The organism is Methylocella silvestris, assembly GCF_002891535.1.
GTDB lineage: Bacteria > Pseudomonadota > Alphaproteobacteria > Rhizobiales > Beijerinckiaceae > Methylocapsa > Methylocapsa silvestris_A.
Genome location: NZ_PDZR01000015.1, coordinates 16,057 through 28,745, shown reverse-complemented (window position 1 = coordinate 28,745; position 12,689 = coordinate 16,057). Strand labels below are relative to the sequence as shown.

The 12,689-nt window shown below is 63.2% G+C and carries 11 protein-coding genes and 1 tRNA gene; 3 read left to right on the top strand and 9 right to left on the bottom strand.

Translation table 11 applies throughout. From position 1 onward, the window contains the following. Positions 1 to 11 precede the first annotated feature (11 nt). The 3 genes from CR492_RS13185 to CR492_RS13175 all read right to left on the bottom strand — a co-directional run bounded on the left by CR492_RS13185 (position 12) and on the right by CR492_RS13175 (position 4,101). Positions 12 to 1,835: a hypothetical protein gene (locus tag CR492_RS13185; protein ID WP_102844208.1), complete on the bottom strand. Its 1,824-nt coding sequence runs from the start codon at positions 1,833 to 1,835 to the stop codon at positions 12 to 14. A gap of 181 nt (positions 1,836 to 2,016) precedes the next feature. Further along, a complete protein-coding gene (locus CR492_RS13180; protein WP_102844207.1) occupies positions 2,017 to 2,742 on the bottom strand; it encodes a beta-ketoacyl-ACP reductase in 726 nt (241 codons plus the stop codon). 180 nt (positions 2,743 to 2,922) lie between these two features. Next, positions 2,923 to 4,101, bottom strand: a complete 1,179-nt coding sequence (locus CR492_RS13175) for an acetyl-CoA C-acetyltransferase (protein WP_280951544.1) — start codon at positions 4,099 to 4,101, stop codon at positions 2,923 to 2,925. A gap of 382 nt (positions 4,102 to 4,483) precedes the next feature. Here CR492_RS13175 and phaR point away from each other — a divergent pair, with 382 nt between their 5' ends. Continuing rightward, positions 4,484 to 5,077, top strand: coding sequence for a polyhydroxyalkanoate synthesis repressor PhaR (phaR, locus tag CR492_RS13170; protein WP_102844205.1), 594 nt, complete (start codon positions 4,484 to 4,486; stop codon positions 5,075 to 5,077). 20 nt (positions 5,078 to 5,097) lie between these two features. Here phaR and CR492_RS13165 read toward each other — a convergent pair whose 3' ends face one another. The 6 genes from CR492_RS13165 to rpsM form a co-directional block, all read right to left on the bottom strand. Continuing rightward, positions 5,098 to 6,411 carry a replication-associated recombination protein A gene (locus CR492_RS13165; protein WP_102844204.1) on the bottom strand — a complete coding sequence of 438 codons (1,314 nt, stop codon included), beginning with the start codon at positions 6,409 to 6,411 and terminating at the stop codon, positions 5,098 to 5,100. Positions 6,412 to 6,458: 47 nt separating this feature from the next. Beyond that, entirely contained in the window at positions 6,459 to 7,889 is a 1,431-nt protein-coding gene (locus CR492_RS13160; protein WP_102844268.1) for a Do family serine endopeptidase, read from the bottom strand. A 125-nt stretch (positions 7,890 to 8,014) separates the two neighbouring features. Further along, positions 8,015 to 8,443 (bottom strand): 50S ribosomal protein L17, encoded by a 429-nt coding sequence (gene rplQ, locus CR492_RS13155; protein WP_102844203.1) that lies wholly within the window; start codon positions 8,441 to 8,443, stop codon positions 8,015 to 8,017. Positions 8,444 to 8,543: 100 nt separating this feature from the next. Beyond that, positions 8,544 to 9,560: a DNA-directed RNA polymerase subunit alpha gene (locus tag CR492_RS13150; protein WP_102844202.1), complete on the bottom strand. Its 1,017-nt coding sequence runs from the start codon at positions 9,558 to 9,560 to the stop codon at positions 8,544 to 8,546. Between the two features lie 141 nt (positions 9,561 to 9,701). Beyond that, positions 9,702 to 10,091 (bottom strand): 30S ribosomal protein S11, encoded by a 390-nt coding sequence (gene rpsK, locus CR492_RS13145; protein ID WP_012591970.1) that lies wholly within the window; start codon positions 10,089 to 10,091, stop codon positions 9,702 to 9,704. A gap of 77 nt (positions 10,092 to 10,168) precedes the next feature. Next, positions 10,169 to 10,537: a 30S ribosomal protein S13 gene (gene rpsM / locus CR492_RS13140; RefSeq protein WP_012591969.1), complete on the bottom strand. Its 369-nt coding sequence runs from the start codon at positions 10,535 to 10,537 to the stop codon at positions 10,169 to 10,171. Between the two features lie 538 nt (positions 10,538 to 11,075). Here rpsM and CR492_RS13130 point away from each other — a divergent pair. Further along, positions 11,076 to 11,150: transfer RNA gene (locus CR492_RS13130), tRNA-Gly, on the top strand. A gap of 697 nt (positions 11,151 to 11,847) precedes the next feature. Then, entirely contained in the window at positions 11,848 to 12,513 is a 666-nt protein-coding gene (locus tag CR492_RS13125; RefSeq protein ID WP_210200254.1) for a peroxiredoxin-like family protein, read from the top strand. The last annotated feature ends 176 nt before the right edge of the window (positions 12,514 to 12,689 follow it).

Here is a 12,689-nt window from a genome sequence, read left to right as displayed (position 1 = left end):
GAGCCGCCCAGTCAGCCTAGCGCTCCCGAGGCCGGAGCCGTCCCGGTGGACGCCTGCGTTTCAAGCGCGGCGATTCGCGCGCGGAGCGCTTCGCGTTCGACCCGCGCATAAGCGGCGGAGGCCGCCGCCGCAAGCTTTTCGAGCGCATGGCGATCAGCGCCATCGAGACTGGCGCCAGACGTCTGCGCGCCATAAAGCGCGACGGCAAAGCACCGCAGCGCGTCGGCGACAGGCAACGCCAGCGCCGGCTGCTGCGGCCCTTGCGGAAAATCGCTCTGCCGCGTCCGTTCGGGATCGATCTCGAAGGAAGGACCGATCGTCTTTCCCGCCAGAAGGGGGGCGTTCGGATCGAGCACGACCGCCATCTCCGGCGTCCATCCGACGCCGTTTTCATAGCGCCGCATTTGGTCGCCATCGCTGCGATACACGGCCGCCGACGAGAGGGCGAGCGCGCGAGCCGGACCCTCGGTCAGAAGCCGATCGATTTCGTCGGCGCTTCTTGCGGCAAGAATAGCTCTTTCCATTTGCGCAAAGCGCGCCTCCGCGCCGCGCCGGTCAGGGTCAAACAGGCCTTCGAGGAGGCGCACGCCATGTTCATGCAGGCGTGAAATTGCAAAAAGGAGAATGGAGGCGATCACGAGCGAGGCCCAGGCCGGAAGGTGGATCCAGTCGTGGAGCTCTTCGATCTGGCCGTGCAGGAACAGCGCCGGCGCGCTCAACAACAGTCCCAGCACGGTGGCGCGCCGCAACGGGATCGAGACATTGATCACCCTCGGCCGGCGGATCGCCTCGACAACGAATATGCCAAGAATGCCGTTGATCAGGAAAAGCAAGCCGATCGCGTCTTCCGTGAGCGAGAATTCGATCAGCGAGGTTGACTGCGCAAGCGACGCCACCACGCAGGCGGGAAGACCAATGAGACAGCCCCAGATCACCCAGCGCAAACGCTGGAAATCTTGCGGCTCGAGATCTTTTCGCCGCGCAAGCAGGATGAAGAGCACAAGAACGCTGACGAAAAGACCCGCGATCAAAACGATCCGCGTCAGCACTTCTGTCCGATAGCCAAAGGCGCTTCCGACAGCGAGCACGGAGATAGCGCCAAGAGCGATCGTCAAAGCCGGCAGCGCGCGCTCGAGAGGCCGCCATTGCGTCTCGATGCGGCCTGTCGGCGCGCGCAGGGCAAAGAGGATGAAGCCTGCGTACCCGGCCGCCTGGAACAAGCCGCTGGCGACTTCCTGCGCAAGCAAGGCCGCGGGCCATTGCTGAAGTCTTGCGTAAAATTCGAATTCCTGTCCAGGATTGAACTGGACGGCATAGATGAAGAAGCCCCAGGTCATCGGTCCAGGCCGGATCCACACCAGCCATGCGGCGCCAAGGAGGAAAAGCGCGCCAGCGCCCTGGTCGAGAAAGACGATGAGGTCTAGCAGCCAATTCGACGGGGGCGTCCGCGCGGCAAGATCGATCCTCTCCCCCGCTCGGGGCGATCCTTCCGCCAGCCAAAGCGCGCCGACCCGGCCCGGCATGACCCGTTGCTGGCCTCCGCGCGCCGCGAGCATGGTCGCACAAGTGTTCGTATCGACCGGAATGCAGCGCATCTTCGGCAAGTCGATTCGATCGCCGACCCGCAATCCCGCCTGCCACGCCGGCGACGCCGACTCCTCCGCGAAGGGTCCCTTCACGTCGAAAATCAGGCCGTCATTGTTTGCAAAGAAGCCGAAAGAGCCGAGCGGACGCGCCAGCCGATAAAAATCCGGAACAATGAGCGCCAGACCATAAAGGGTCAGCACGGCAAGCAACAGGCGTTCAAGGCGCCGGCCGCCCGTCCCTACGCTCATCGCGCCGCCACGGCGGCGGATTCTGGCCGTTTACGCTGCATCGGCGCTCCAGAAGCAGGATTGAATGCTGACCTTCGCCGACGCATCGCGCCTTGAGCCGCGCCGGCGGAGATTTTTGTTGCCGGAGCCCCCTTCCCGCGCTGCTGCGCGACCCGCGGGCGAAGACGGCTCCTCTAAAACGTCACGCCATATACTGGCCGCCGTTGGCGCTCAGAGTCGATCCGGTGATGAACCCCGCATCGTCCGACACGAGGAACAGGACGCAGCGCGCGATCTCCTCGGGCTCGCCGAGCCGGCGCACCGGGATCTGCGGCAGGATTGATTTTTCGAGGACTTCCTTCGGCACGGCCTTGACCATTTCCGTCCCGATATAACCGGGGCAGATGGCGTTCACGGTGACGCCCTTGCCGGCGCTCTCCTGCGCCAGCGCCTTGGTGAAGCCAAGGTCGCCCGCTTTCGCCGCGGAATAATTGGTCTGGCCGAACTGGCCCTTCTGGCCGTTGATCGACGAAATATTGACAATCCGCCCAAAGCCGCGCTCGCGCATGCCCTCGATGACCGGACGGGTCATGTTGAACAGCGAGTTCAGATTGGTGTTGATCACCTCGAACCATTGCTCCGGCGTCATTTTATGGAACGCCGAATCGCGGGTGATGCCGGCGTTGTTGACGAGGATGTCAACCGGACCTAGATCCGCCTCCACCTGCTTTAGACCCTCGGCGCATTGCTTGTAGTTCGAGACGTCCCATTTGTAGACGGGGATACCCGTCTCCGCCTTGAATTTCGTGGCGGCGGCGTCATTGCCCGCATAGGTCGCCGCGACAGAATACCCAGCCGCCTTCAAAGCCGTGCTGACAGCCGCGCCTATTCCCCGCGATCCGCCGCTTACTACTGCCACTCGCGCCATTTCCGTTCTCCCCAATCCAGCTTTCACGCTGTTTTTCTTTAATGCGTCACTTTAACAGCCGCCGCCTGTCAATCGTATTCTCTTCGGTCCAAAACGCAAAAAAGCCGCCCTTCCCTGGACTTTGGTCAAGCGGCTCCGAAGCAGCGAGGCGCGTCTTCAAGCGCCTCGCCGCTTTAGGTCTTAGCGTTCGATGGTCAGCGCGATGCCCATGCCGCCGCCGATGCAAAGCGTGGCGAGGCCCTTCTTGCCGTTGCGTCGACGCAATTCATGCAGCAGGGTGACCAGCACGCGGGCGCCCGAAGCGCCGATCGGATGGCCAATCGCAATCGCGCCGCCATTGACGTTGACCTTGTCGGGATCGAGCGCGAGATCCTTGCAGACCGCCAGCGATTGCGCGGCGAAGGCCTCATTGGCCTCGATCAGATCAAGATCGGCAACCTTCCAGCCGGCCTTTTCCAGCGCCCGGCGCGAAGCCGGAATGGGGCCCGTGCCCATGATCGCCGGATCGACGCCCGCCGTCGCCCACGAGGCGATGCGGCCCAGCGGCTCAAGGCCGCGCTTGGCCGCCTCGGCGGAGGTCATCAGCACCACGGCCGCAGCGCCGTCGTTGATGCCGGAGGCGTTGCCGGCGGTCACGCTGCCTTCCTTGTTGAAGGCTGGGCGCAGCTTGGCGAGCGCCTCAAGCGTCGCGCCCATGCGGATGAACTCATCCTTGTCGACGACGATATCGCCCTTTTTGGTGCTGATCGTGTAGGGGATGATTTCCTCGTCGAACTTGCCGCCTTTTTGCGCCGCCTCCGCCTTGTTCTGCGAGGCGACGGCGAAACGATCCTGTTCGTCGCGGGTCAGCTGCCATTTGGCGGCGATGTTCTCGGCAGTCTGACCCATATGATAGCGGTTGAAGGCGTCCGTCAGCCCGTCGGTGATCATGGTGTCGGCGAATTTGAGGTCGCCCATCTTGACGCCAGAGCGCAAATAGGCGCTGTGCTGCGCCTGCGACATGCTTTCCTGACCGCCCGCGACAATGATATTGGCGTCGCCGCCGGCGATCTGCTGCAGTCCGAGCGCGACCGCGCGCAATCCCGAGCCGCACAACTGATTGATGTTGAAGGCCGTGCGCTCCTGCGGCACGCCGGCCTTCATCGACGCCTGACGCGCCGGATTCTGCCCTTGCCCCGCCGTCAGCACTTGCCCGAGAATGACTTCGTCGACTTCACCCGCCTCGACGCCGGCCCGCTCCAGCGCGCCCTTGATGGCCGCCGCGCCAAGCTCATGCGCCGGGACCGCCGCGAAGCCTCCGTTGAATGCGCCGACGGCGGTGCGCGCCGCGCTCACGATAACAATATCAGACATGGGCATCCTCCTTGGGGCGGCCATTGCGGAGCGTCCAAACTCCAAAGGCTCTTGCCCGCATGATCCTACGACAACAGAGCGCCGTCGAAATGGATTATAGTGGCCGCGGCGAAAAAGGGAGCAAAAAATCGCCGCAGAAAACAGTTCTCGCCCTGCTCCAAACGTCATATCCTGAACAAAGTCCGATCCGACCCGGCACGGCGAAAAGCTTAAGCGCCGCTGCGCTTGCTTTGTGTTTGCGCAAGTTTCGCTCGAAAGAGGCTTGACCGCGGCGCGTCATTTTGGGATCGATTCATCCAAACAAGAAAAGGTGAGGTCGGCCGCAACATCCTTGGAGAAAGCGAAGCAGATGGCTCACGTAGCGACTTCCGGAGGTGGACGACCGGCCATGGCACATGACAAACAACCCATCACAATCAAGAAATACGCGAACCGGCGCCTCTATAACACCGGCACCAGCGCCTATGTCACGCTGGAAGACCTTGCCGGGATGGTCAAGAAAGGCGAAGATTTCGTTGTTTTCGACGCCAAGAGCGGCGAAGACATTACGCGGTCAGTGCTGACGCAGATCATCTTCGAACAGGAGGGCAAGGGCGGACAGAGCCTCCTGCCGATCGCTTTTCTGCGCCAGCTCATCCGCTTTTATGGCGACAGCATGCAGATGCTGGTGCCGACCTATCTCGAATTCTCGATCGACAAGCTGACCAGCGAGCAAGGCCGGTTCCGCGACAAGATGGCGAGCGGCATCGGTCCCCATGCGCTCGGGCCGAGCTTCGTCTCTCTCGAGGAGCAGGCGCGCAAGAATATGGCGCTCTTCAACCAGGCGCTGGCGATGTTCACGCCCTTCGTCGCCCCGCTGGCGACGCCGGAGCCCTTGCCCGAAGCGGAGCCGGCGCCAACGACGAAAAGCGATATCGAAGATATGAAACGCCAGCTCGACGAAATGCAAAAGCGCATTGAGGGCATTACGCACAAAGAGTGAACTTTGCGCGTCGCGCGCCCTCAGGATTCTGGATCGCGCGCCTTGCGCAGCTTCGCCCAATAGGCGAGCCGCTCGCGCAAATCGCGCTCGAACCCTCTTGCCGTCGGCGAATAGAGCTTTTGTCGGCCAAGCGCCTCCGGCCAATAGTTCTGGCCTGAAAAAGCATCCGGCTCGTCATGGTCATAAGCGTAGCCTGAGCCATAGCCTTCGTTTTTCATGAGCTTCGTCGGCGCGTTCAGGATGACCTTTGGCGGCATCAGGGAACCATGCTCCTTGGCGAGGCGCATCGCGCTCTTGTAGGCGATATAGGCCGCGTTCGACTTTGGCGCCGTCGCCAGGTAAATCACCGCCTGCGCGATGGCGAGCTCCCCCTCGGGAGAGCCGAGAAAATCATAGGCGTCCTTGGCGGCGTTAGCGATGACCAGCGCCTGCGGGTCGGCGAGCCCGATATCCTCCACCGCCATTCGCACCACGCGCCTTGCGAGAAACAGCGGATCCTCGCCGGCGTCGAACATGCGCGCGAGGTAATAGAGCGAGGCGTCTGGATCCGAGCCGCGCACAGCCTTGTGCAGCGCGCTGATCAGATTGTAATGGCCCTCCTGCGCCTTGTCGTAGATCGGCGCGCGGCGCTGCACGATCTCGGCGAGTTGTTCCGGGCCGAAGATTTCGCCGGGTGCGGCGGCGCGCCAGACCTCCTCGGCGAGCGTCAGGGCGGCGCGGCCATCGCCGTCAGCCATCCGCACCAACGCGGCGCGGGCCCCGGGCTCCAGCGGCAAAGGCCGCGCCTCGAGCGTTTCCGCCCTTATTAAAACCTTCTCGATCGCCTCTTCGTCGAGGGCGCGGAAAGTCAGGACGCTGGCGCGTGAGAGCAGAGCGGCGTTGAGTTCAAAACTCGGATTTTCGGTGGTCGCACCGATCAAAGTGATGGCGCCGTCCTCCATCACGGGAAGGAAACCATCCTGCTGCGCTCGATTGAAGCGATGGATCTCATCGACGAATAGCAGCGTGCCCTGGCCGACGGCGCGCCGTCCGCGCGCCTCCTCAAACAGTTTTTTGAGCTCCGCGACGCCGGAAAAAATTGCCGAGACCTGGACGAATGCGAAATTCGTCTCATGCGCGAGCAGGCGCGCGACCGTGGTCTTGCCAGTGCCGGGCGGCCCCCAGAAGATCAGGCTTCCAAGCGAACCCGATGCGATGCGCCGCGTCAGCGCGCCATCGGGGCCGACAAGATGATCCTGCCCGACGACCTCGGCCAGCGTTTTCGGGCGCAGGCGATCGGCGAGCGGATGCGGCGCCGATGTCTCAAGGCCCGCAGCCGCGAAGAGATCGCTCATGGTTCAACCTTGCCGATTCTGCCGGACGAAGGAACGCGGCGCAGGATTCAGCCCCCGAGCACTGTTGTCTCCACCTGCCCGCCGCGCAAAATGGTCAGCTTCCAATAGGCATGGCGGCCGTTGACCGCCTTCTCAAGATCGCGGGTCGTCTGGATCTTGACGTCATTGATGAGAAGAATCACGTCGCCCTTCTGGAAATTGACCTCCGCCGCGGTCGACCCATCCTCGATTTCGCCGATCACGACGCCATCATTGACGCCGTGTATTGACATTTCCTCCATCACCGCCGGCGACAAATTGATCACCGTCGCGCCGGAGAAAGGCGAGGGACCTTTCAGTTTGACCGGATCGCGCGCCGGGATTTCCGCCGCGGGCGATAGCGCCAGCTTGACGTTCAGCGGCTTGCCGTTGCGCATCAGCGAAAGCGAGGCCTCGCCGCCGAGCGCCTTGGTCGACAGGCGATAGCCGAAGCTTTCAGGATCGTCGATCGTCTGACCGTCGACGGCGGCGATGATGTCGCCGCGCTTGACGCCGGCCTTGTCCGCCGGTCCGCCATCCGTGACTTCGGCGACGAGGGCCCCCGACGGGCGGTCGAGGCCGAGCGAGTCGGCGATTTCCCGCGAGACCGCCTGCAGGCTCGCCCCCAGCCAGGGCCGCCGCACGCGCTGGCCGGATTTCGCCGCCGCGACGACAACCCGCACCATATTGCTCGGAACCGCGAAGCCGATGCCGACGGAATTGCCCGTTTGCGAGAAGATCGCCGAATTGATGCCGACGAGTCGGCCCCTCATATCGACGAGGCCGCCGCCGGAATTGCCCGGATTGATGGCCGCGTCGGTCTGAATGAAAAAGCCGGAATCGGAAATGCCCGCCTGGGTGCGGGCCAGCGCCGAAACGATCCCCTGCGTCACGGTCTGGCCGACGCCGAAGGGATTGCCGATCGCCAGCACGAAGTCGCCGACTTCGAGGGCGTCGGAATCGCCAAGCTCCATCACGGGGAAATTGGCGCCGCCCTTCAAGCGAAGCACCGCAAGATCGGTGCGCTGGTCGCGCAGCACGATGTCGGCATCGAACTCACGCTTGTCGGCAAGCGCGACCTTGACGTCCGTCATGCCTTCGATGACGTGATAATTGGTGACGACGAGGCCGGAGGAATCGACCAGCACGCCGGAGCCGAGCGAGCGCGAGGTCGAGCCGCCTGGGCGCCCGCCCCCGCCGAAAAACCGCTCAAAAATCGGATCGTCGTAGAGAGCGTTGCGCGACCGCTTTTCCGTGCGCGACGCATAGACATTCACGACCGCGGGCTGCGCCTTTTTCACCACCGGCGCGAGAGAGAGCATTACCTCGGTCGCGGCCTGCGGCGCCTGACGCGCCGTCTCCGCCTGCGCGGAAAGGCCAAAGCCGACAACAAGCGCAAGCGCGACGCCGCAAGCGCGGCGCAGGCGATCATCGCGCCTTGCGAAAAATCCCGTCGTCATGGACCGCTCCATGGCATGGATCGGCGCCATGGGATTGCGCCATGGCGCGATCGGGTGAAACATTCGCCCGGCTTTTGCAAAGGGCTCGGCGGCCTCGCGCCCGAACTGGGCGCCGCCGCCCGCATTTACGACGCGACGGCCGCCTCGTCCTGATCCGCGCCGAACACGGGGCCGGAATCCTTGCCCTTGGCGTCAACGTCGCGGTCGACGAATTCGATCACGGCCATCGGCGCATTGTCGCCGTAGCGGAAGCCGGCCTTGAGCACCCGGGTATAGCCGCCGTGTCGATCCTTGTAGCGCGGACCCAGCACGGCAAACAGCTTGCCGACGAGCGCGACGTCCTTGATCTGGGCGATGGCTTGCCGGCGCGCATGCAGATCGCCGCGCTTGCCAAGGGTCACCAGCTTCTCGACCACGGGGCGCAAATCCTTCGCCTTTGGCAGAGTGGTGACGATCTGTTCGTGCTTGATCAGCGCCTGGCACATATTGGCGAACATCGCCTTGCGGTGCTCGTGGGTGCGGCCGAAGCGGCGGTGCGCGTTGCCGTGATACATCTGGCTATCTCCATTATTGTTGCGGCCGCCGTGCCAAGGTACGGCCGCTGCTTTGTCCCGTTTCGGGACATTGATCTCGATGGCGCCGAGCCGCGAGGGCTCAGTAATGTTCCTCGAAACGCTTGGCGAGGTCGTCGATATTGTCCGGCGGCCAGCCATTCACCTCCATACCGAGATGGAGGCCCATCTGCGCGAGCACTTCCTTGATTTCGTTCAAGGATTTGCGGCCGAAATTCGGCGTGCGCAGCATTTCGCCTTCGCTCTTCTGGATGAGGTCGCCGATGTAGACGATGTTGTCGTTCTTCAGGCAGTTCGCCGAACGCACCGAAAGCTCGAGTTCGTCGACCTTCTTCAAGAGCGCCGGATTGAAGGCGAGCTCCGGGATCGACGGCGTCGCCTCGACGCGGCGCGGCTCCTCGAAATTGACGAAGACGTTGAGCTGATCCTGCAAGATGCGGGCGGCGAAAGCGACGGCGTCTTCCGGGCTCAGCGCGCCATTCGTCTCAACCTGGAGCGTCAGCTTGTCGAGATCGAGGTTCTGGCCCTCGCGCGTGTTCTCGACGCGATAGCTGACTTTCTTGACCGGCGAGTAGAGGCTGTCGATCGGGATCAGCCCGATCGGCGCGTCCTCGGCCCGGTTGCGGTCGGCCGCGACATAGCCCTTGCCAGCGTGAACCGTGAACTCCATGCGGATTTCGGCGCCCTCGTCGAGCGTGCAGATCACGAGGCCGGGGTTCAGGATGGAAATGTCGCCGCTGGTCTGGATGTCGCCGGCAGTGACCTTGCCAGGCCCCTGCTTCTTGAGGACGAGCCGCTTCGGCCCGTCGCCCGGCATCTTGATCGCGATGTCCTTGATGTTGAGGACGATGTCGGTCACGTCCTCGCGCACGCCGGGAATCGAGGAGAATTCATGCAGCACCCCGTCGATATGGACGGAGGTGATCGCCGCGCCCTGCAGCGACGACAGAAGGATGCGACGCAGGGAATTGCCGAGCGTGAGCCCGAAGCCGAGTTCGAGCGGCCCGGCGACGATGGTCGCAAAACGCTTCGGATCGTCGCCCGAAATCACTTCAAGCTTGTTGGGTTTGGTGAGCTCTTGCCAGTTTTTTTGAATCACGAACAGAGCCTTTCTGACGGTGCGGCGCGCGATGGCGCCCGGACTTCGACGCGCGGAGGGTCCGGTCGGCGGACCATGGCGCGGCGCAGATCGAGTAAGAAACAGAGCGCCCCGGATGGCGGCAGGCCGACCGGGAGCCGCTCAGACGCGGCGGCGCTTGCGCGGACGGCAACCATTATGCGGGATCGGCGTCACGTCGCGGATGGAGGTGACGGTAAAGCCCGCCGCCTGCAGCGCGCGCAAGGCCGATTCACGACCCGAACCCGGACCTGACACTTCGACCTCAAGCGTGCGCATGCCATGCTCGGCCGCCTTGCGGGCGCAATCCTCAGCCGCCATCTGCGCGGCGTAGGGCGTCGACTTGCGCGAGCCCTTGAACCCCATCGTGCCGGCCGACGACCAGGAAATGGTGTTTCCCTGCGCGTCCGTGATGGTGATCATTGTATTGTTGAATGTCGAATTCACATGGGCGACGCCGGAAACGATATTCTTGCGCTCGCGGCGACGAACGCGGGTAGCTTCTTTTGCCATATGTCCAAATCCTTCGGGCGCGCCCGTAATGCCAGGCGCTCGGGAGCTTTATTGAAACGGGTTCGCCAGTTGCGCGGCTACTTCTTCTTGCCGGCGATCGGCTTCGCCTTGCCCTTGCGGGTGCGCGCATTGGTATGCGTACGCTGGCCGCGAACGGGCAGCTGGCGACGGTGCCGGAGGCCCCGGTAGCAGCCAAGGTCCATCAGGCGCTTGATGTTGATCGCGACTTCGCGGCGCAGATCGCCCTCAACGAGATAATCGCGGTCGATGGTCTCACGGATCTGCAAAACCTCGGCGTCGGTGAGCTCCGACACGCGACGCGCGTCGGGAATATTCACCTTGGCGCAGATTTCTTCGGCTTTCTTGGAGCCGATGCCGTGGATATATTGAAGCGCGATAACGACGCGCTTATTGGTCGGAATATTGACGCCAGCTATACGTGCCAAAACCTGTCTCCATATCGGCCGCGACGGCGGCAAGGCGCGCAGCGGCGAAATAAATTAAAATGCCCGCGTCCGGTGGAGGCCGGCCCATGCGGGGCGCCTAACTCAATCGGAGACGCAGCAAGCGTCCCCGGAAACATGCGTTTCAGGCTGAAGATGGGGCGATAGCCGATCTGCGCCAACCCGTCAAGCGAATTAAACGATCGCGCGCGTGTGCGGGGCGATCCGGACGGTCCGTCAATGGCAGGCCGCGGCGCTTCCCGCAAGGCGGGCGCGGGGGCGTATCATCCTGGAAGAGCGCGGGCCGAGCGCTTCGGACGCATCGGGAATGGGACAAGCTTTTGCCGCGCCGCCGCGCGTCCGGGCAGGACGCATTTTCACAAGACGCCGCCGCGCCCGGTCGGTCGAAGCCCTTACGCGGGCGGCGGCGCGTGGAATGCGCCAGGCTCCGCCAACCGAATTCGGCGAAACCGGCTGTTGCAATCGCAATTCGTTTGCGCCATATAGCCGAAACCGTCGGCTCCGCAGCCGCCGGATGGATGCGGGTGTAGCTCAGGGGTAGAGCACAACCTTGCCAAGGTTGGGGTCGAGGGTTCGAATCCCTTCGCCCGCTCCAAATTTTCTTCAAGAAAATTAGAGCGTTATGACAGGGCCGCCGCGAGGCGGCCCTTCGCTTTTGGCGCTTACATTCTGGTTATCAAAAAAATGTAAGCACTATGTAAGCAGTCCGGCGAAAGCTGGGTGCGGCTTGGGCGTGCTCTGGCGTGCCTATGAGGCCGGTTCCGAGGCCACTTGGATGGCCAGCAACTACCGCCAGCTGCCGCCAAGGCGGTTCCCGATCCCGATACTGGACGCTCGCCGGGCAAGTTCAAATCCTGCCCGCGCAACTGTCCTCTCGGTGGTAGGCGATAGACGCAACGCCCAGGGTCGGCCTCTGACGACCATTCTGTTGTGGGGGCTCGCAACACCCGATTCTTGCGATTGGTCGAGCGGGCCATCCCCCGCCTAGCAGCATAGATCGACCCTTGCCCTCCATTGGCCCGAGAAAACTTCGCGCTCTGGGGCTAAGCGGCCGGGTTTCACCGGGTGGCCGGCGGCCTTGGATCCGTAATCGGCTTAATTCTGGTGATCCCGGCAGCTCCATAAATTCACGCCCATACATTCCAAAACGGCATATATGATATTATCACGAGCTCTCTTCTGTAAGAATCGAGAATGGATCATTTGAACGTCACGGCAGCACTGATGCTGAGCCGCCAAGGAGACGCCCGATGAATTTCCAGGAAACCTTCGCCCATATCTTGCAGTCCGATTTGCCGCTGCAAGGCAAACTCGATGCCTTCAAGGTCGAATTCGATACCCGACTTGCCCCCCCGGCGGCAGTCGAAGCCCTGCATCGTTCGGTCGACGAGCTGATCGCGTCGGGCGCGCCGGCTCGCGCGCTGAAGGTCGGCGACGTTGCGCCGGCGTTCACCCTCCCCGACCCGGACGGCAATCCGGTTTCGTCCGAGGCGCTGCTCGCAAAAGGACCCCTGGTGGCGACCTTCTATCGCGGCGTCTGGTGCCCGTACTGCAATTACGAGCTGACCGCGCTCGAGGCGGCCCGCCCGCAGATCGAGGCGCGCGGTGCGAGCCTGGTCGCGATCTCCCAGCAGCTGGCGCCCAACAGCCGCAAGTCCCAGCGGCAGAACGGGCTCGGCTTCCCGATTTTGGGCGATCACGCTGGCGAAGTCGCCTCGCAGTTCAACCTGCGCTGGACGCTGCCGGAGTATCTGCGCGTCGCTCACAGGACGCTCGGCGCCGACCTGCCAATCTTCAATGGCGAGGACAGCTGGACCCTGCCGATGAGTGCCCGCTACGTCATCGCGCAGGACCGAACGATCGTCTACGCCGAGGTGAATGGCGATTATACCCGCCGCCCCGAGCCCTCGCTGATGTTCCCGGTCCTGGATCAGCTGGCAAGTAAGCGCGCCGCCTGACTCTCTATTCCGTTCCGCCCTCATCTTCGGCGCACTAGCGCACTGAATGTGGGGCGGGGCGATGGGGGAGCACCGTCGCACACCACCGTTGCCGCACGCGCAGCGCGCAAATCGGTTCGGCAGCAGATCCGGAAGGTCCGAGCCGGGGAAGGCGCAACGTCTCTTCATTGAGAGTT

What these genes read in the sequence shown, in the direction of transcription:
- CR492_RS13185 (WP_102844208.1), bottom strand. Translation starts at nt 1,835, where the DNA reads ATGAGCGTAGGGACGGGCGGCCGGCGCCTTGAACGCCTGTTGCTTGCC.
- CR492_RS13180 (WP_102844207.1), bottom strand. Translation starts at nt 2,742, where the DNA reads ATGGCGCGAGTGGCAGTAGTAAGCGGCGGATCGCGGGGAATAGGCGCG.
- CR492_RS13175 (WP_280951544.1), bottom strand. Translation starts at nt 4,101, where the DNA reads ATGCCCATGTCTGATATTGTTATCGTGAGCGCGGCGCGCACCGCCGTC.
- phaR (WP_102844205.1), top strand. Translation starts at nt 4,484, where the DNA reads ATGGCACATGACAAACAACCCATCACAATCAAGAAATACGCGAACCGG.
- CR492_RS13165 (WP_102844204.1), bottom strand. Translation starts at nt 6,411, where the DNA reads ATGAGCGATCTCTTCGCGGCTGCGGGCCTTGAGACATCGGCGCCGCAT.
- CR492_RS13160 (WP_102844268.1), bottom strand. Translation starts at nt 7,889, where the DNA reads ATGACGACGGGATTTTTCGCAAGGCGCGATGATCGCCTGCGCCGCGCT.
- rplQ (WP_102844203.1), bottom strand. Translation starts at nt 8,443, where the DNA reads ATGTATCACGGCAACGCGCACCGCCGCTTCGGCCGCACCCACGAGCAC.
- rpsK (WP_012591970.1), bottom strand. Translation starts at nt 10,091, where the DNA reads ATGGCAAAAGAAGCTACCCGCGTTCGTCGCCGCGAGCGCAAGAATATC.